Here is a 19,159-nt window from a genome sequence, read left to right as displayed (position 1 = left end):
CCTATGTCCCCCACTCGCCTGTTCATCCCCCTCGCCCTTTCCCTGCTGGCCGCCTGCGCCACGCAGCCGAAACACAACGTGACCGTGGAAAAACAGAGCGAATGCCCCGTGCGGCTGACCAACGGACAAAACCTGATCGTGATGCTGCCAAGCAATCCGACCACGGGTTATCGCTGGGCGATTCAGGATTCGGCGGGCGGTGTGCTCCATGCCCTCAGCCCCGAGGTTTACAGCAGCCCGAAAGATTCCGGCATGGTCGGCGCGGGCGGTTTTTCCACCTGGCGTTTCCAGGCCTTTGCCACTGGCACCGGCCGCCTGCGCCTGACCTCGCAGCAACCTTGGGAGCCCGAAGTAACACCAGTGGAAACCTTCGACTGCGCCATCTCGGTGAACTGACCGTGGGCTGGCTGATTCTGGCGCTGATGGGCGCGGTGACGTTTCTCTACGGCGTGAGCACCCATGCGGCGCTGCTCTGCCTGTTGGTCAAACCGCTGCCGGTGCTGGCGCTGCTCGGCTGGCTGCACGATGCGCCACCCAGCGACTATCGGCGCTGGATCAGTCTGGGGCTGATTTTCTCGTTACTCGGTGACGTGTTGCTGGCGTGGCCGGGGGATTTGTTCGTGTTTGGCCTGGGTGCGTTTCTGGTCGCGCACCTGGCCTATCTCAAGGCTTACCTCAGCGATTGCAAGCGTCTGGCGCTCTTGCCGCTGGTGCTCGCGCTCGGCGTGGGCGCGGTGCTGCTGGGGCTGCTGATCTCCAGTGGTCTTGGGCCATTGCTGGTGCCGGTGGTCGTCTACGGCACCGCGATCAGCGCCATGCTCTGGCGCGCCCTCGCCCGCCTCGGCACCGACGTGCCCAAGCGTTCGGCGCTGCTGGCGGCAGCGGGTGCGGTGGCGTTCGTGTTCTCCGACAGCGTGATCGGCATTGATCGCTTCGTATCGCCATTCCACGCGGCCCCATACGTGATCATCCTCAGCTACTGGCTGGGCCAGTGGGGGATTGCCGCTTCGGCGTTTTCCCCCACCAAACGATGAAACCGTTGTGGCGAGGGAGCTTGCTCCCGCTCGGCTGCGCAGCAGTCGTAAAACCTGAGTACGAGGTATACCTGCAGTATCGCGTGCCCCGGAATTGGGGTCGCTTCGCAACCCAACGGGAGCAAGCTCCCTCGCCACAGGTATGTGTTTCAGGTTTGCTTGCGGCGGTTTATCAGACAACCCAAGCATCCCGACGCCACTTTGGCTAAAATGCCGGCCTTTTCCACCGACACCGCCGGAACCGCCGTGAGCAAAGAACCCGATCGCATTTTCGCCCAGCCGATGGCCCAGGTGCCTGACTTCGCCTTCAACGAGGACGTGGTGCGGGTGTTCCCGGACATGATCAAGCGCTCGGTGCCGGGTTACCCGACCATCGTCGAAAACCTCGGCGTGCTCGCCGCGCAGTTCGCCCAACCAAACAGTGTCCTTTACGATCTCGGCGCCTCGCTTGGCGCGGTGACTCAGGCCCTGCGCCGCCACGTGCGCACCGACGGTTGCCGGGTGATCGCGGTGGATAACTCGGCGGCGATGGTCGAACGCTGCCGCGAATACCTCAACGGTCAGGATTCGATGTTCCAGGAGTTGCTGCCGGTCGAAGTGATCGAAGGCGACATTCTCGCGCTTGAGTTCAAACCGGCCTCGGTGGTGGCGCTGAACTTCACCCTGCAATTCATCGCCCCGGAACAGCGCACCGCGTTGCTCTCGCGTATCCGTCAATCGCTGCTGCCCGGCGGCGCGCTGATTCTGTCGGAGAAGCTGCGCTTCAACGATGCGCAAGAGCACGCGCTGCTCACCGATCTGCACGTCGCATTCAAACGCGCCAACGGCTACAGCGAACTGGAAATTGCCCAGAAGCGCAGCGCCATCGAAAACGTCATGAAGCCCGACAGCCTCGAAGAACACCGCGAACGCCTGCTGGCCGCCGGGTTCTCGAAAGTCGTGCCGTGGTTCCAGTGTCTTAACTTTGCCTCGTTGATTGCCTTGCCATGATTGATCTGTCCCCCCTCGCCCGCCGTCTGGCCGGCACGCCGCTGGCCGACTGGGCCAACACCCTGCAAGGGCAACTCGACAAGAAAATGGAGAAAGGCCACGGCGATCTGGAGCGCTGGCAGAGTGCGCTGGACGCGTTGCCGAAGATCCAGCCGAGCGAAGTCGATCTGCTCAACGGCCTGAAACTCGACACCGATTGCGACGATGAAACCCGTGCACAAATGCGCACCGCACTGATGGGCCTGTCGCCATGGCGCAAGGGGCCGTTCGACCTGTTTGGCGTACACGTCGACACCGAATGGCGCTCGGACTGGAAGTGGTCGCGGGTCGCTCCGCATCTGGATCTGAAGGGCAAACGCATCCTCGATGTCGGTTGCGGCAACGGTTACTACATGTGGCGCATGCTCGGCGCCGGTGCCGACAGCGTGATCGGCGTCGATCCGAACTGGCTGTTCTTCTGCCAGTTCCAGGCCGTGCAGCGCTATCTGTCCGAGCCGAACGCGTGGCACCTGCCGTTCCCGTTCGAAGACCTGCCGCCGAACCTGGAAGGCTTCGATACGGTGTTCTCGATGGGCGTGTTCTACCACCGTCGTTCACCGATCGAGCATTTGCTGGCGCTCAAGGATTGCCTGGTCAAGGGCGGCGAACTGGTGCTGGAAACCCTGGTGGTCGAAGGCGACAAGCATCAGGTGCTGGTGCCGGAAGACCGTTACGCGCAAATGCGCAACGTGTGGTTCCTGCCATCGGTACCGGCGCTGGAATTGTGGCTGCGCCGAGCAGGCTTCACCGATATTCGTTGTGTCGACGTCAGCATGACGACGGTCGATGAACAACGAGGCACCGAATGGATGAAGTATCAGTCGTTGAGTGACTTCCTTGATCCCGACGACCACAGCAAGACCATCGAAGGGCTGCCGGCGCCGATGCGGGCGGTGATTGTCGCGAAGAAATAACCCAATCTCCCCTGCACAGGAGATCCCCCCTGTGGGAGCGGGCTTGCTCGCGAAAGCGGTGTGTCAGGCAACATTTTAATCGCCTGACACACCGCTTTCGCGAGCAAGCCCGCTCCCACATTGGAGGTGGTGTTTATTCAGATGGCTTTGCGCGCCGGGCGCGGAAGAATTCGGTCAGCACTGCTCCACACTCTTCGGCCAGTACCCCACCCTCATACAACACCCGGTGATTCAAAAAGCCCTGGGTAAAAAACTGTCCCTGACTCTGCACAATCCCGGCCTTCGGCTCCAATGCGCCATACACCACCCGCGCAATGCGCGAATGCACGATCAGCCCGGCGCACATGCTGCACGGTTCCAGCGTCACGTACAGCGTACTGCCGGGCAGGCGATAGTTGCTGACGGCTTGCGCAGCGGCGCGGATCGCGACCATTTCCGCATGGGCACTCGGGTCGCTGGTGGTGATCGGGCAGTTGTAGCCACGCCCGATGATTTCGCCGTCCTGCACCAGCACCGCGCCCACCGGCACTTCGCCCAGGGCTGCGCCTTGCTCGGCGAGGGCCAGTGCTTCCCGCATGAAATCGCGGTCACGGCTGCGGTCGATGATCGCGGCGGGGCGAATCTGGCGCATCACTTCACCTCGATGGCGGCCATCAGGCCGGTTTCCATGTGGTCGATCACGTGGCAATGAAACATCCACACCCCCGGGTTATCCGCCACCAGCGCTACTTGCGCACGCTCGTTCTTGCCCAGCAGGTAGGTGTCGGTGAAGTACGGGGTGATCTTGTGCCGGTTCGACGCAATCACCTTGAAGCTCATGCCGTGCAAGTGGATCGGGTGCTGATACTGGGTCATGTTTTTCAGTTCGAAGATGTAGCTCTGGCCCAGTTTCAGGCTGGCAATCGGCCGATCGGCGCAGGTCTTGTCAGTGATGTCCCAGGCCTTGCCGTTGATCTGCCACAGGCTCGGCGGTTTGCCGTTGTCGACATTCACCGACACCGAACCGACCCATTCGAAATTGAAGTTGAGTTTCTCGGCATTCGCCAGATCCGGCTCGGCCACCGGGTTGGCGGGCAAGGCTTTCGGCCACTCGGTCGGCGCATCGTTATTGGCCACCGAGCGCAAAGTCCCCAGACGCACCGGGCCATTGCGCAGCGACAACTCTTCACCGGCCGGCGGCGCCTTGATCGCCAGGCAAATACGCATGCCCGGGCCGAGCCAGTATTCCTTGCCCAGCGGCCGCGGCTCGATCGGGTTGCCGTCCAGCGCATAAATCTGCGCTTCGACGCCGGGGATGTTGATGCGATAGGTCAGCGTGTTATCGAGGTTGAGCAAACGCACCCGGGTGATCTGCCCCGCCGGCAATTCGATGACCGGCGAGGGCACGCCGTTGATGGTCGACAGCCGCCCCGCCGTACCGCCACGCGCCGCTTCGCGCGGAACACTGAACTCGACGAAATGCCCCTCATCGTCGATGTGCCAGTTCTTCAGACTCAGGGTCTTTTCGTACTTGAAACCGGTCGGCTCGCGCTCTTCGACAATCAACGGCCCGACCAGCCCGCGTCCCAGCTCTTCGCTGCTGCTGACGTGCGGGTGATACCAGTAGCTGCCGGCGTCCGGCACGCGGAATTTGTAATCGAAGTATTCACCGGGCAGCACCGGCAGTTGCGAGACGTACGGCACACCGTCCATCTCCAGCGGCAAACGGATGCCGTGCCAGTGAATGGTGGTCGCCACCGGCAGGTGGTTGATGAAACGCACCCGCAGCCACTCGCCCTGCCGCACGCGCAGTTCAGTGCCCGGCGCCGACGGGCCGAACGCCCACGCCTCGGTCTTGTGCCCTGGCACCAATTCAACGTCCAGTGGCGCCGCAATCAGCTCGTAGTCGTGGCCCGCGTCAGCATCGGCCATCTTGCCCAGCCAGTAGCGCGACGCGCCTCCTGCTCCGACACCAACGACAACAAGACCGGCCAGGCCACCGAGGATTTGGCGACGGGTAAAGGACATGAACTCAACTACCTCACGTATCTGCTTCGGGCGCCGGGCCCGCAAAAGGCAAATACGATACACCTGCAATTGCGAAACAGTAAGGGCAGCGCGGCGGATGGACGCAGTTGCGCCTCGCGCGTACACGATTTCGAGCGCTCAAGTGACATAACTATGTAGTGCACATGCATCGAACAGCCGGGCGATCCTGTGCCACCCGTTTCTCATGGATAGAGAGTTCAACCACATGCCAAGCCCGATGCCCAACGCCGCCGACAAGGCCGCGCTCAAGGCGATTGCCGCCACCGTCATCCAGACCTGCCCGAGCCTGCAGGATGCCGCTCGACAGGTCGCCAACGACTTGCTGAGCAAATACCAGGTTCACGGCCTCGACCCGGATCAAGTGTATTTCCACCGCTTCGACGCCTCGCAAAGCAGTTCGAAAGCCTTCACCGGCTGGGAGCATGTGCACGCCACGCCCACTTCAAGCATGACCCTGACCCAATTGGTGATTCACCGCTTCCGCGTCGCTGATCAGGACAACGCCGACCTGCTCGACGTCTATGGCGGCTTCTACACTGCCGGCCCCGAGGCCCGCACCTTCGATGAGCGCAATGAAGTGCGCCTGCACGGCAACGACGTGCTCAAGGACTTCTGGAGCATCGACTTCAGCGCGCTGTACGACGATCAACTGAACGCGTTCTGGAACACCAGCGGCAGCGACTTTCGTACCCTGGCCAAGTGCAATTTCCTGATCAAAGCGCTGCAGGCGCGGGACCAACGTCAGCTGAGCGACGCGGATTTTCTGTTCGTCACGCGAGCGGTGATCGGCCCGCTGACCTGGCCGGTGAACCTGGCCATGCTGCAGGCACAACAGCGTTGTCCGAACAGCGTGCGCAGGCTGGATCTGGCCGGTTATGCCGCGATCAATGTTCTGCGTTTCGTCGCGCCCCAGGGTCGGCAGATCCTCTATCTGCCCGGTGACAGCGACGCCTTTCAGGTACTGGAAACCGCCACCGACCTGCACTTCTGGATCCTGCAGCGGATGAACAAACGCGCTGCCCGCGAAACATTCCTTGCGCATTTTTCGCTGGCCGACCGGCAGCAGATCAACGCCAACCTTGGCGAGCTGATGAATCGCCTGGTAGCAACGTGGGGCCGCTACGACCACTCGCTGATCAATCAGGACAACCTCGCGGTCAGCGGCGACGCCTTCACCTGGCTGAGCGACTCGACCCGCGCGGCGATGTTTGCCGAGGCCAGCCTGGCCCTGACCTCCAATGGCGACCAGCGCAAGAAACTGTGGATCGGCTACCTCAGCGCCGGGGTCAAGGTGTTCGGGCCGATGGCCGTGGTCGGCTGGCCAATCGCATTGCCAGTGATTGGCGCCAGCATTGCCAACATGGGCTTGAATATTGATCAGGCGGTCAATGGCAAAACCGCCACCGAGCGCAAGGCCGGAATCCTCAGTGCAGTCCTCAGCGGCATCGACATGCTGTTCAACCTGCTGGTCCTCAAGGGCCCGGGATCGCTGGTCGAAGTCGGCCCCGAGGTGGATGCCGCCGAAGCGGCGGAAATGGCCGACCTGATCGAGAGCAATCAACCTGAACCTGCACCACCGGCGGTGCAGGCGCCCTCGATCCCGACTGATCTTCCCGTAGCCCAGACACCTGCCACGGACATCCCGCAATCGTTCAAGATCAACCGGGTCTTGGGCGAGGACACGCTGATCAGCGAGCCGGGCAAATTTCGTGGTATCCATCGACTGGCATCCAATCCCTCATCCGCAATCAGCCTTGGTGACAGCGCCTACTACGTGCGTTTTGAAGAAAACCTTAATGGACGTGGCAACTGGGCAATCATTGATCCCGCCCGGCCCGACGCCTTTTCCGGCTCGATCCCCGTCCGGCTGAACGCTGACGGTGCCTGGGAGGTAGCGCCCAGGTTGGGGCTTCGCGGCGGTCTCGATATCCCCATGATCGCCGGTGGCAGTGAAGCGAGCGGTCCCGCCGTCGAACCATGGGCGCAAACGCCGGGCATCCATGTTCCCGGACTCGATGATCCCGACATGCGCGCCTGGGCGCTCGGCGGTCCGGATCTGCAAGCCCAGTTCCGCCGCGCCTGGACCCTGGGCGGCATCGACATGCACAGCGTGATCAGGCCCGAAACCGAAGCAGGCAATGCACTCATGCCGCATGCGCATGAGGTGATCTCGTTAAGCGAGTTCGACCTGGCGCAGGAACAAGCACGTGCGACGCTGATCAGCGATGCCAACGCCTGGTATGAACTGCACCCGCCGGCTCCACGCCTGCATGTACTGCCGCCGGAGCCCGTCGCCTCCCCGAGCGAATTGTTCGACGTCGCGCTGGCGGAGAAACCCGGGCTGGTGATCGGTGAAAGCCGCGGCAGTATCGGCAGCAAGAAACTGCTGATTGAACACATGCCGCATCTCGCCCGCAGCGGTGTGAAGACCCTGTACGTGCAAGAGTTGCTGGCCAACGTCAATCAACTGGATCTGGATGCGTTCGCCCGCACCGGGGAAATGTCCGAGGAACTGCGAGACTACCTGAACAGAATCGACTTCCGGGCCGGCAACGACCCGGACGGCAAATTCAACCTGATGGCGCTGGTGAAGGCCGCCAACGCCCAGCGCATCCGACTTCAGGCGATCGACCTGTCGACCACTTACAACATCAACAAAGATTCGCTGCAGCCCTTCCCCAACAACCAGATGGCGCGCAGCTTCTTTGCCGGCGAGGTCATTCGCTTTCATCAGGAACTCAATGGCCCGGGCAAATGGGTGGCATTGGTCAATCAGGAAAACATGAGCGCCTTTCGCGGCTATCAAGGCATCAGCGAGCAGACCGAGGCCTTGAGTGTACGCATCGACGATGTAACGCCGGGACAAGCCGAAGCCATCGGTAGCGACCCTGGGCTGGCGGTGGAATATGCCGATTACCCCGACTCCCCGGTCGAGGAAATTGCCGGAGGCCTGAGCGATCCCGACAGCATTCAAAATCTGATCAAGGGCGACTGGCGGGTGCAAATGGAAACGCCGTGGGCATACCGCACGCCGCAAAATCTGCGCGCACTGTTGCCGGAACCGGGAATGTTCACGTTTCAGCGCTACCGCAGCAGCCTGCTGGTGGTCTACCGCAATGCCGAACGCCACATGGCTGACAGCGCGATCAGAATCACCCCCGCCGGCAGGCTCAACCTCGATACACCGCTGGCCCCGCCCCCTGAATCGCTGACCGTGGACACACTGGACGAGTTGAAACAGACGCTGATCGAAAAAGGCCTGAAGCCGATGGGTTGGCCTCAGGCGAGCGCCACAACGCTGCTTGAAGACACTCCGCGACCAGTCATCCCGCCGAACTGGCAGGCCAATGAGTTGCTGGACGGGATTACTCCGGTGAACGAGCCAGGAAAATTCCAGGGCATTTATCTGCTCGATTCGAATCCTTCGACCGCAATCTCGATCGACGACACCGCCTATTACGTACGCTACGAAACCGACATCAACGGCAACGGACACTGGGCTGTGATTGATCCCGAGCATCCCCACGGCTTTACTCGCTCGATCCCGGTACGCCTGAACCCTCAGGGCGAATGGGAAACCATACCCCGCGCCGGCCTCAGTGGCGGTGGCAAGCCTGCGATGACGGCCGGATCGAGCAGCCGCAGACCGGTGCTCGCCCTGCCCGCCTCGCAGTACGACATGCCGGCGCCGCTTAAAACGGAGCTGGAGGAAGGCGCGGACGGCCTGAATGACGAAGCATTGCGTGATTTCTACGACAGCCTGAACGAGTTCGATGCCTACCGCGACTTCAAGGGCATCCGTAAACGCCTGTACCGCGACGCCCGGGATTTCTACAGCACCTTGCGCCTGCCCGAACGCCCTCCCGTCCCCACCCTGGCAGCCGACGCGACCGCCGAGGAGATCATCGAGAAAATCCTCGAACATGCCCGGGGCCTGGTGATCGGTGAAAGCCACACCGCGGTTGGCAGCAAGCAATGGCTGATCGAGAACATGGCGTTGCTGGCGAGCAAACAGGTGAAGAGCCTGTACATGGAGCATTTGCTGACGGACTTCCATCAAGCCGCACTGGACGAGTTCTTCCAGACCGGCAACCTGCCGAAAAAACTCGAGGCGTATCTCAAGGCGCTCGACGTCGGCAACATGACCGATCCGCTGCAGCGCTACACGTTTCTGGAGCTGGTCAGGGAGGCCAGAAAACAGGGGATCCACGTGCAAGCCATCGACTGCATGGCTAGTTATCGCCTCAACGGCATGGACATTCCGTCCGGCGATGAGGCGGCGCGGCAGAAAATGATGAATTACTTTGCCCGCCTGGTGATCCGCGCCGACCAGGCTGCACGGGGCGCACACAAATGGGTGGCGCTGATGGGCAATTCCCACTCCAACAGTTTCGAAGGCGTGGCCGGCGTCAGCGAACTGGAGGAGGCCGTCGGCATTCGCGTCGAGGATGTCCCCGAAGGGACTGCACGGGGCATCGAAGTCGACCCGGGGAAAATCCTGCCGTTGGGCGGCACCGAGCATGATCGCTCTGCACTGGTCAGGGGCGACCTGCGCCTGCAGATGGAAACGCCCTGGACCGCGCACACCATGACGGAATTCGAAACCCTGTTGCCGCGCTACGGCATGTACTCCCTGAAGCAGCAACCCAACATGACCTTCATCGTGCATCGCAGTCGCACGCGAGAGCTGGTACGGACCATCATCGAGACCGACGGCAAGCGCTTCTACATCGAACGCCCCGGCTGGCCTTCGGTGAGCGGTAAACGCTACCCGAGCATGAAAGCGCTGCTGCAGGCACTGGATGACATGGGCATGCAACTGGGCGGCTGGTCAAAACCGCTGTAACGCAGAAACGCAAAAAGCCGTGTGAAACGGATTTCACACGGCTTTTCGGTTGCAGCGATCAAGCCTTTACAGCTCGCACTGGATCAATTCGGTTGGCTCGACTCGTCGCAGTTACCAGTCGTTGAACCGTGCAGAATCAATCAACGTGCAACGCTGTAGTTCTGAACAACATCGTTTTCAAAATAGATGGTCAAAACAATGCCTTGGCGCGTGGTTTTGCCACTGGTCACGCTGCCCACCTCATTCAATGTTCCCTGCGCATTGGATACGTGGGACGAAACCTGTGCAAGTTGGCCGCTTGTCTCGGGCGATACGAATCTGTGGGCGAGATTCATATACTTCTCGACCCCTTCCTCGCTCTTCACATAAGTCCAGTTAGTTATAGTGTCCGAGTCTGCCGCCTCCTGCATGGGAGGGCCAAATAACTGGGATATCTGGCTCTTGGTGGTCTTGCCACGAATGATGGTGGTCTTTAGATAAGCTTCGTCATATTTCTTCGCACCTACACCATTGGGATTCAACGATCCCATTAAATCGTTTGAGTTTGCGCAGCCGATTAAAAGCCCCGTCATCAGACACAGCGCAATTCCGTTTCTAAACGCTTTTCCATGTGTTGGCGACATACGCTTACCTGCATGTATTTCAGGAATTATGGAGATGACGAGCAACGGAGCTCGACGCGATGTTGTTGATCAACACGCATGACTTTGTTATCCGTCAAGACAGTGGCTGTACTTCCGTCAATAGAAGACGCTTCCAGCTTAGGGAGCGAAGATCGACTTAGCTATAGGGCAAGTGTGCTATTGCCGGATGGCCGTGATTGCCAAAAACGCCAAAGCCAAAAACCAGAAAGCCCGCAATTACGCGGGCCTCATGGTCTTTGTTGCTAGTGGGTGCCGGTCAATGCCGGCTTGGAAAGTCGCCGCCCTTGAAGCCACAGTTGGCCAATAACGCCAATATCCGCCTGGATGATAGACAAGCGACTTGTCGTTCCTCCCCCCTTCATATCGTGAATCAGCTTGTTACCGTTGAGAGAAGCAACGACCTGACAAAAATCGAAAACCTTACGTAGAATGCCTCCGTGGCTATGGAACACCTTCCTTCTAACCCCCTATGAACTAGGGGTTCCGCTCTCCACACCGCGCCTGCTTCTAGCAGGCGTTTTCATATCAGTTGCAGGCATGATGCTGCGGCTCGCTCACGACGACGACCCAAGGAGAAAATCAAGCATGAATCAAGAGCTATTCCTGCGTCGCCGTAGCAAAGTTCACGTACCGGTGGGTACTGGCGGTGCAACCCGCGCTCAGGTCGCGTCGGCTATCCGGGAGGTCGCGGCGTTCCGGTGTGTACTATCAGAAACGCTGATAGAGCAGATCGGCATGTTGTCACCGACAGAGCTCAAGCACTGGTTGCATGGCATTGTTGAAATCCTTCGGCGGAGGAGTGGCGCGCATGTGCATCACCGGCCGTTCTATCCTGACTTTCCAGAACAGGTTCTGAGGGCCACAGAGGCGGAGTTGTATCTTAACGCGGTCATACATTACCTCACGCTTAGGCGCCTACCACCGACTGAAGAATCTCGACCTCCACTGCTTGAAGGCAACTTCATACACTGGGTTATTGAACCGGGAAGCGTCCATGAGTTCGAGTCACTGCTCGAGCCGCTGGTTTCATCACGCACTTCACTTTCCGAAGAGGAAACGGCTGATGTTGTCTGGTTCGTCAGGGAGTACAAAAGTGATGTGTTCCGTCTGCTGCCCGAGTCCATCCCTTTCCGGGAGATACGTGCACAGGTTGGCGGCGCACTTATCCTGCATGTAGCCGGTGACGCACGGGTGGACGCATTCCTGGAGCGCAACGTCGAAACGGCGACGGATGTGCTGCGACTCGCGGTCGCCCTGAGTGGAGGTGACGTGTCACTTACGACAGCTACGACACGTTTCAAAGCGATGAAGCGCTCGATGCGCCGTCTGTTATTACGCCTGCTCGACTCAATACCCAATGCTACAGAAGATGTGATGCGCCACGCCGAGCGCTGGAAGCGTCTGGCTGAAGTGCTGCATCCGGGCGACTACGCCGATAAGTACCCACGAGCACTCGACGCGATCACGGCAGCGCGCCGCGACGAAGCGCCAGCCACCTTTGGTTCACGTGTCGAAACACTGCTGGCCCAGCGCGACATCGCCACGCTCACGCCCTTACTACAGAGCCGTCCCGGTGAATTCGCACGACGGCTGGACGTGAGCCTGCGGCGCGCGACGAACCCCGAGTCGGTTCTCGACGCATTCGAGGCTGTTGCAACACAAGTGTCCTCACCTGTCCTGCTGCAATTGCTCGCCCAGGTACGCGCTCCACGCCCCCTGTCCCTGCGCGCCTTCACCCCAAAAGGCGCATTCGCCAAGGTCTATGGCATCAAGGATCACCGCGAACCTCTCACCGCCGAAGTGTTGGCTCGCGCAGCCCGAATCTGCGAAAACGCGCTTGTAACGCGTTTTGCATCGCTGCCGCCACTCGGTCGTTGTTTCATCGATCCCGCATTACGCGAATACAAGGTGCCGCTGGCGCAGCGTGCATCGTCGAAATCGCTACGTACGCTGGTGCGAGGCAGTCGGTTGCCTATGCCTGATGCACGCTTCATTCGCCTGTTCTTGTGGTGGAAGAATGGCACCGGGCGCACGGATATTGACTTGTCCGCCGCTTTTTTCGACGCCGACTTCGTATTCAAGCAAACGGTCGCGTACTACAACCTGAAGGATTTCGGCGGTTGCCACAGCGGCGACATCACCGACGCGCCCGATGGCGCTTCGGAGTTCATCGACCTCGATGTAGATGCCCTCGTCGACAGAGGTATTCGCTACGTCGTCACGTCCATCAACTCATACACCACACAACCGTACTGCGATCTTCCAGAATGTTTCGCTGGCTGGATGGCCCGCACCGATACGGCATCGGGTGAAATATTCGAGCCGCGAACCGTGTTCGACCGTGTCGATATCGCATCCGACACAATTATCTGTCTGCCCTTCGTGATGGATTTACAGGAACGACGCACGATTTGGGCCGATCTGGGACTCACTTCGTCGCCGCGGTGGAACAACGTCGGGAACAATCTCAGTGGGGTATCGTTGATGCTGCGGGCCTTGGTTCATACGCCACGGCCGGATTTGGCAACGCTGTTCGACTTGCATGTACGAGCACGCGGGGAACGAGTTGCTTCGCCGGAGCAAGCAAATGCAGTGTTTGCGCCTGAGCAAGGGATAACACCGTTCGATACAGATTTGATTCGATCACAGTTTCTCTGATAGGTACGCCAGCCTTAGCGATCGATTGAGAACTACGCCCCTTGCTCCAGTGCTCCCACCAAAAATGCCAGCAAGTCTCACTGAGTAGCCGTTCGCTCCGAAGCACTAATAGAACCCCAAAAAAAACGCCTGATGCATAAGCACCAGGCGTTTTTTGTTTCAACCGATCCGCCCTGAGGCCGAGGGCATTATTCCCACTCTATTATCAATTGAGCCATCCAGGCCTTATAAATCGACACATGCAGGCCTCACCGAAAAAAAAGACCATGAAAAATGCCATGCTGAGCCAAAAACCGGTCAAGACGCGGTGTTAGAGCTACTCGCGGCAAAGGCAGCCGATAACTGCCGCTCCAGGATCGCCAACTCATCAGCATCCCCATCACGAACAACCTCGGCCCGCAGCTCAGCCGCATACAAGGGATCAGCCTGGAAAAGCTCTGACATTGCCTCATCGTGACTACGGTCTTTCATCGTTACCTCTGCATTCGGCCTAGCGTATGACACGCTCAAGTGATCAGATATCGAGAGCCGGTAAACCGTTCACAATGTCCTGGGTTTTGAGACTCACAGTAACCACTCGCTGGAACAGCTCCAACGGGTACTTGGGATTGCCCATGGTCTCAACAGCCCAGTCATTCGCATCATTGACGATTCCACTGTCTTTGTCTGTACGCACAGCCTGACGTTCCATCACCCAGTCCAGCGCAGCCTTACCGTTCACCACATAGTCCCAGGCTGCTTCGGGGATGCCCTTGAGGATGATGTGGTGGTTGTAGATGACGGTGCTCTTGTCGCCCTTCTTGGCGAACTTCATCTTCTCCACGCGGTAATCGGAATTGGTGAGCGCGCCCTTGGCCTCGATAGTCAGCGGGTACCGCTCGACGGTTTCGTAGTTCAGGTGGAGATCGGCCAAGGCGCAGCCAGCCTTGCTGAAAGCCCAGAAATCAGCTGCTTTCTTCACAGCCGGGATGCGCGGCAGCTCCTTGCTCAGGTTGTCGGCAAAGCGCTCACGGTAATCCGCAGAGTGGAGGATGCCGTAGACGTAATAGAACAGGTCTTCCTTACTAATCTTCTCGCCAGGATAAGCACTCTGGAAATGGGTAAGGCCGGCGTCGGTGATTGCACCGCGGCGGCGTAAGCCATGTTCAGTCGGCTCAGAAAACAGATCATCTTTTGCGGTCTGGGCGGCTTCGTCGTAGAGGTAGAGGGGGAAGCATTGCACCTTTGCAGGCCCCTGCAGATCAGGGACACAGTCACTCATAAAGCAGGAAAACGCCATTGAAGCGCTGACTCCTGTTATCCAAATAACCCGATTATCCGCGGAGGCATCCGGGAAGATGCGCGGCATCTGGTATACGCAGTTATTGAAGTGCTTATCGAAATACATCCAGCTCTTCAAGAACGGTCGGTAAAGGGATTCTGCGATACCCTCCGGGCGAAATGGGCGAAAATTTTGCCGAGCTAAATCTTGCTTGACCTCTCGCGTCCAGCTCAGTTTTTTGGAATCAAAGTCTACAAATGCGTCAGGATCTGGCCACACCTGCTTCGGCAACCCTGAACAGGCTGCGCGGTAGCGATCTACCTCGCTGTTGTAGAATCCGATCATTTTATCTAAGGTCTGCTTCAGCGAGTTTTGTGATGCGTTGTAGACCCAAGCATCGCGGTTTGTTTTCACTCCATTCGAGTAATTGTCGAAGAGAACGATTTCAGTGACATCTGTTTTACCCCCCAACACTATGTGGCTGGCAAAGCTGTCATCGCGCTGCTTCAGCCAGTCCCCATGCTCATCTGGGATGATTTTCTGCCACTGCTCGATACCAGCCAAGCTGCTAAAGCCTGCGATCTTCTCCAGCTTTTCCTCACGACTTAAATAGTCGCCAATGTCGTGGAAATGAATCTGGCCGTGAGCCTGTGCGTTAGGATTCTTGACCAGCAGTGAGATGGCAATAGGGGCACGACTGCCGCTGCCGAAAATCTTGCCGCCTTCCTTGCGTGAGGTTTCGCCACTGGTGCGCTGGTTGCCGCGCAGGTGGAACACATAGAGACTGGAAAACTCATCCGCCAAGCACTTGCGCAAACCATCCGCAGTGTTGGCCTCCACCCAGCCAGCATTGGTGACAAAGCCGATGATGCCGGCATCACCGATACGGTCGCTAGCCCAGCGGATGGCGCGGATATAACTGTCGTACAGGGCGTTTTTGAGCGTGGCTCTAGAGCCTGCCGCATAGGTGCTGCGAATACGCTCATCCAGCACCGGATACTCAACATTGGCGTTATTGTCATTAGCGCTGGTCTGCCCTGCCGAATAAGGGGGGTTCCCCACAATCACCCGAATATCCAGCGCCTTCTGCCGCTTACGCCGCGCACTATTGTCCTCCAGCAGGGCATCCACCAGATCGTCTTTCTCGTACATCTGGAATGTATCGGTCAGGCAGATGCCTTCAAACGGGGTGTACTCGTCGATGACTTCGCCGTGGTAGGCCGCTTCGATATTGATGGCGGCGATGTAGTAAGCCAGTAGCACCAGTTCGTTGGCATGGATCTCGTGCCTGTATTTGTGCGGCAACTCTTCCGGCTTGATCAGGCCCGACTGGATCAGGCGGGTGATAAAGGTGCCGGTACCAGTAAAGGGGTCGATGATATGCACGCCCTTGCTACCCAGGGTTTGACCGAATTCCTGTTTTAGCAGGTGATTGACGCTGTGGAGGATGAAGTCCACCACTTCGACCGGGGTGTAAACGATGCCCAAGCGCTCGGTCATTTTGGGGAAGGCGTTGCGGAAGAATTTGTCGTACAGCTCGACGATGATCTTCTGTTTGCCTTGAGCGTTGTCGATGCCGGCTGCGCGCTGACGCACGCTGGCATAGAACTTCTCCAAGGTGTCCGCTTCCTTGGCCAGGTGGTGCTCATGAAGCGCGTCCAGCACGCCTTGCATGGCCTTGGACATGGGGTTGTGGCTGGCAAAGCTGTACTCATCAAACAGGGCATCAAACACTGGCTTGGTTACCAGATGCTGAGCGAGCATTTCGACAATCTCGCCATCGGTGATGCTGTCGTTGAGGTCGTCGCGCAGCTCAGCGGCGAAGGCTTCGAAAGTGGCTTTTTCGTTGGTGTATTCCGGGTTCTCCAGAATGCCCTGAATACGGTCGATGTGGGTGCGGGCGATCTTGGCAATGTCGTTGGCCCAGTCTTCCCAGTGGTGGCGGTTGCCGCACTTGTCGACGATCTTGGCGTAGATGGCCTTCTCGATTTCACCGACCTCATAGGTCAGCTCAGCCTGCTGAGTCATCTGACCTTCGGTATCGTATTTAGCGCTCTTTTCGCCAATGCCGTACTGCCCTTTGCCAGCCTTGCCGTTGCTGGTGCCAGAGGCTTTCTTGGCCTTCTTCTCGGCCTTGTCGGTGATGGCGATGACTTCCATTTTGCGTGGGTCTGAGCCAATCAGGTCGAGCTTGTTGACCATGGCGTCGAAGCTGTCATCGTGCGAGCGCAACGCTTGGAGTACCTGCCAGACCACCTTGTAGGTCTGATTGTCGTTGAGCGCTTCGTGAGGTTCCATCCCAGCCGGGATAACCACCGGCAACACGACATAGCCACGCTTCTTGCCCGGTGCGTTACGCATCACGCGGCCAACGGACTGAACCACATCGACCTGGGAGTTACGCGGGGTGAGGAACAGCACAGCGTCCAATGCTGGCACATCCACGCCCTCAGACAAGCAGCGCACGTTGCTGAGGATACGACAGGTATTGGCCGGCGCCTCAGCCTTCAGCCACTTCAGCTTGGCTTCCTTCTGGCTGGCATTCATACCGCCATCAACGTGCTCGGCCTCGCAGGTCAGCCGCGCAGCCTCGTCGATTTCCTCGGACTCCTGATAAGCCTCCACGACCGACTGGAACATGTCGGCAATGTTGACGGAACTGACCTTGTGCTTGGTGCCCTTGTAATTGGGCGAAATGACCTGGCAGAACGCGACAGCACGCTTCATCGGTTCATCATCACCGACTAGCTGCTCATGCAGCCCCTGCTTGGCCAATGCCTTCCAGCAGCCGACGATCTTGGCCGCGTCATCCACTTTGAGCTGGTTGTTCTCGTCCTTCAGCATGTCCTGAAGGCGGCGACTGATGGTGCTCTCCTCGACGGTGAGTACCAGCACCTTGTAATCAGTGAGCAGGCCACGCTGGACAGCCTCGGAGAAGTTGATGACGAACAACTCCTTGCCGTACAGGGCTTCGTCATCCATCGAGCAAAGCGTGACTTCGCCGGACTCTGCCTTAACCTTGGCACTGTCACCGTAGATGCGTGGCGTGGCTGTCATATACAAGCGCTTGGCAGCGCGAATATCGGCACCATCGTGAATCCGTACGAAATTGCTTTCGTCGTCATCACCGAAGGTCGCGCCTGTAGTGCGGTGTGCTTCGTCGCAGATCACCAGATCGAAGTCAGCCAAGCCATGCTCATGCTGGGCACGGCTGATCACGTCGATAGAGTGATAGGTCGAGAACACAACGCTCATATGCTCCGCGTCGTGACGCTTGAGCATTTCCGCAGCCAGACGATCAGCCTTGGTCGTCGCCGGGTAACGCAGCTCATGTGTGAATACCTGAACCGCGTCGTCCTCAGCCTTGCGCTTCTTCCCTACGTCACTGTCAGAGCAGACTGCGAAGCTGTGCAGCGGGGTTCCAGTTTCCTGCGTCCACTCAGTGAGAGTCTGAGATAGCAGCGACAAGCTAGGCACCAAAAACAGCACACGCTTGCCTTTGCCGGCCAGACGCTCAGCGATCTTCAAGCTCGTGAACGTTTTGCCAGTGCCACAAGCCATAATCAACTTGCCGCGCTCCACGTCCTTGAGGCCAGCCTCCACTGCGTTCAATGCCGTCTGTTGGTGCTCGCGCAGCTGCTTCTTGGTTTTGAGCGTGACCGCTTTGCTGGACTGGTACTTAACCCAGTCGATCTGGCTGTCTTCCAGGGCTTGCAGATCGATCTTGCTGACCGGAGGCTGCTGGCCCTGCAAGGCGTCCTCGGCGTGCTCGCTCCAGTTATTGGTGGTGGTGACAATGACGCGGTGCGAGAACTGGGCTTTGCCTGAGGCGGTGAAGAAACTATCGATGTCCTTTTTTTGGACTTTGTAGTCCTCGGCGTACAGCTTGCATTGGATGGCGTGGTACTCGCCAGTGCCCTGGGTGCGTGCGACCAGATCAATGCCCGCATCCTTGCCGCTCAAACCCTGCTCTTTAGCCCACTCGGCATAAGTCCAGACTCTATCGTATAGATCGCTGTAGGTCGCTTCGTTGCGTAGGTAGACGCAGATCAACTCCTCAAAATACGTACCCTTCTCACGCTCGGAGACAGACACAGCGCGATACGCCTCGAGCAAGGCTGTTAGAGCCGACATGTGATTTCCCTTTTAGACGGCAGCGCTTTGTGAGCGCCAAAAAGTACGGAGTTTACCAATAGGGGGAAGTGAAAGCAGCTAGGGTGCTTGAGACGGTTGCTACTTCGGGGGAGCTGGTGATGCCCTGTGTCTGCCGTTCACGCCCACCAGTGGCTGAAAGCAAAATCTACCTGACCCCCACATCATGGTTGCCATAGCCCCAGAAATTGAACTACTTTCGCACAAAGAGATGGCACTCTGCCTTTAGGCAACCTCACCGCGATTGAGGACAGATAAACGGGCGTCATACTCTAAAATGCTGATTATTTTTTCACATCTGAAAGGAGCAACATCATAAATGGAATACTTGAAGGTTTTCTTAGCCGATCCCGTCGTAGGATTCGTTGGTTATGCAATAGGGGTCGTATCGGGACTGATTGCCTTAGCGCAGACGTTCGGAAAAGCAAAAGCGAAAAAGCAGGTAAAAGAAGTCGAAACCAAATTAGCAAGAATTACTCAAGAGAACGTTAGCCTAAAGCAAAAAATTGAAAATATGAACGTCACACAAGGAGATAAATCACAGTATTTCCAGCAAAACTCTGGCCCTGTCAGCATCGACAATAGAGGATAAT

At 58.4% G+C, this 19,159-nt stretch carries 11 protein-coding genes; 7 read left to right on the top strand and 4 right to left on the bottom strand.

Annotated elements, in window-relative coordinates; translation table 11 throughout:
• The first annotated feature begins 3 nt into the window (after nt 1-3).
• The 4 genes from NTD85_RS11625 to cmoB all read left to right on the top strand — a co-directional run bounded on the left by NTD85_RS11625 (nt 4) and on the right by cmoB (nt 2,977).
• Nucleotides 4-396, top strand: coding sequence for a protease inhibitor I42 family protein (locus tag NTD85_RS11625; RefSeq protein WP_262142210.1), 393 nt, complete (start codon nt 4-6; stop codon nt 394-396).
• Nucleotides 397-398: 2 nt separating this feature from the next.
• On the top strand, nt 399-1,034 hold the full coding sequence (locus NTD85_RS11620; protein ID WP_262142209.1) for a lysoplasmalogenase: 636 nt from the start codon (nt 399-401) through the stop codon (nt 1,032-1,034).
• 210 nt (nt 1,035-1,244) lie between these two features.
• Nucleotides 1,245-2,024: a carboxy-S-adenosyl-L-methionine synthase CmoA gene (gene cmoA, locus NTD85_RS11615; RefSeq protein WP_003227846.1), complete on the top strand. Its 780-nt coding sequence runs from the start codon at nt 1,245-1,247 to the stop codon at nt 2,022-2,024.
• Complete coding sequence (gene cmoB, locus NTD85_RS11610) at nt 2,021-2,977, top strand: tRNA 5-methoxyuridine(34)/uridine 5-oxyacetic acid(34) synthase CmoB (RefSeq protein ID WP_103522386.1); 957 nt, start codon at nt 2,021-2,023, stop codon at nt 2,975-2,977. Before cmoA ends, cmoB begins: the two co-directional genes overlap by 4 nt.
• Before the next feature lie 133 nt (nt 2,978-3,110).
• Here cmoB and tadA read toward each other — a convergent pair whose 3' ends face one another.
• Together tadA and NTD85_RS11600 are read right to left on the bottom strand one after the other, a co-directional pair.
• Nucleotides 3,111-3,608: a tRNA adenosine(34) deaminase TadA gene (tadA, locus tag NTD85_RS11605; RefSeq protein ID WP_103522385.1), complete on the bottom strand. Its 498-nt coding sequence runs from the start codon at nt 3,606-3,608 to the stop codon at nt 3,111-3,113.
• Nucleotides 3,608-4,984, bottom strand: coding sequence for a multicopper oxidase family protein (locus NTD85_RS11600; RefSeq protein ID WP_103484074.1), 1,377 nt, complete (start codon nt 4,982-4,984; stop codon nt 3,608-3,610). The genes tadA and NTD85_RS11600 overlap by 1 nt, the downstream gene beginning before the upstream one ends.
• 226 nt (nt 4,985-5,210) lie before the next feature.
• Here NTD85_RS11600 and NTD85_RS11595 point away from each other — a divergent pair, with 226 nt between their 5' ends.
• Nucleotides 5,211-9,851 (top strand): membrane-targeted effector domain-containing toxin, encoded by a 4,641-nt coding sequence (locus tag NTD85_RS11595; RefSeq protein WP_262142208.1) that lies wholly within the window; start codon nt 5,211-5,213, stop codon nt 9,849-9,851.
• A gap of 140 nt (nt 9,852-9,991) precedes the next feature.
• Here NTD85_RS11595 and NTD85_RS11590 read toward each other — a convergent pair whose 3' ends face one another.
• Nucleotides 9,992-10,519 (bottom strand): hypothetical protein, encoded by a 528-nt coding sequence (locus tag NTD85_RS11590; protein WP_262142207.1) that lies wholly within the window; start codon nt 10,517-10,519, stop codon nt 9,992-9,994.
• 561 nt (nt 10,520-11,080) lie between these two features.
• Here NTD85_RS11590 and NTD85_RS11585 point away from each other — a divergent pair.
• The gene (locus tag NTD85_RS11585; RefSeq protein WP_262142206.1) at nt 11,081-13,153 is read left to right on the top strand and encodes a TerD family protein; all 2,073 of its coding nucleotides are present in this window, start codon (nt 11,081-11,083) and stop codon (nt 13,151-13,153) included.
• Between the two features lie 514 nt (nt 13,154-13,667).
• On the opposite strand, the gene NTD85_RS11580 is transcribed toward NTD85_RS11585, so the two are convergent.
• A complete protein-coding gene (locus NTD85_RS11580; protein ID WP_262142205.1) occupies nt 13,668-18,548 on the bottom strand; it encodes a DEAD/DEAH box helicase in 4,881 nt (1,626 codons plus the stop codon).
• A gap of 337 nt (nt 18,549-18,885) precedes the next feature.
• On the opposite strand from NTD85_RS11580, the gene NTD85_RS11575 reads away from it, so the two are divergent.
• The gene (locus NTD85_RS11575) at nt 18,886-19,158 is read left to right on the top strand and encodes a hypothetical protein (RefSeq protein WP_262142204.1); all 273 of its coding nucleotides are present in this window, start codon (nt 18,886-18,888) and stop codon (nt 19,156-19,158) included.
• Nucleotide 19,159 lies beyond the last annotated feature (1 nt).

This window comes from Pseudomonas sp. 13B_3.2_Bac1, from assembly GCF_025466205.1.
GTDB classification, from domain to species: Bacteria; Pseudomonadota; Gammaproteobacteria; order Pseudomonadales; family Pseudomonadaceae; genus Aquipseudomonas; species Aquipseudomonas fluorescens_H.
Note: the sequence above shows the minus strand (reverse complement) of the source record. Positions and strands in the feature narration are given on the sequence as shown.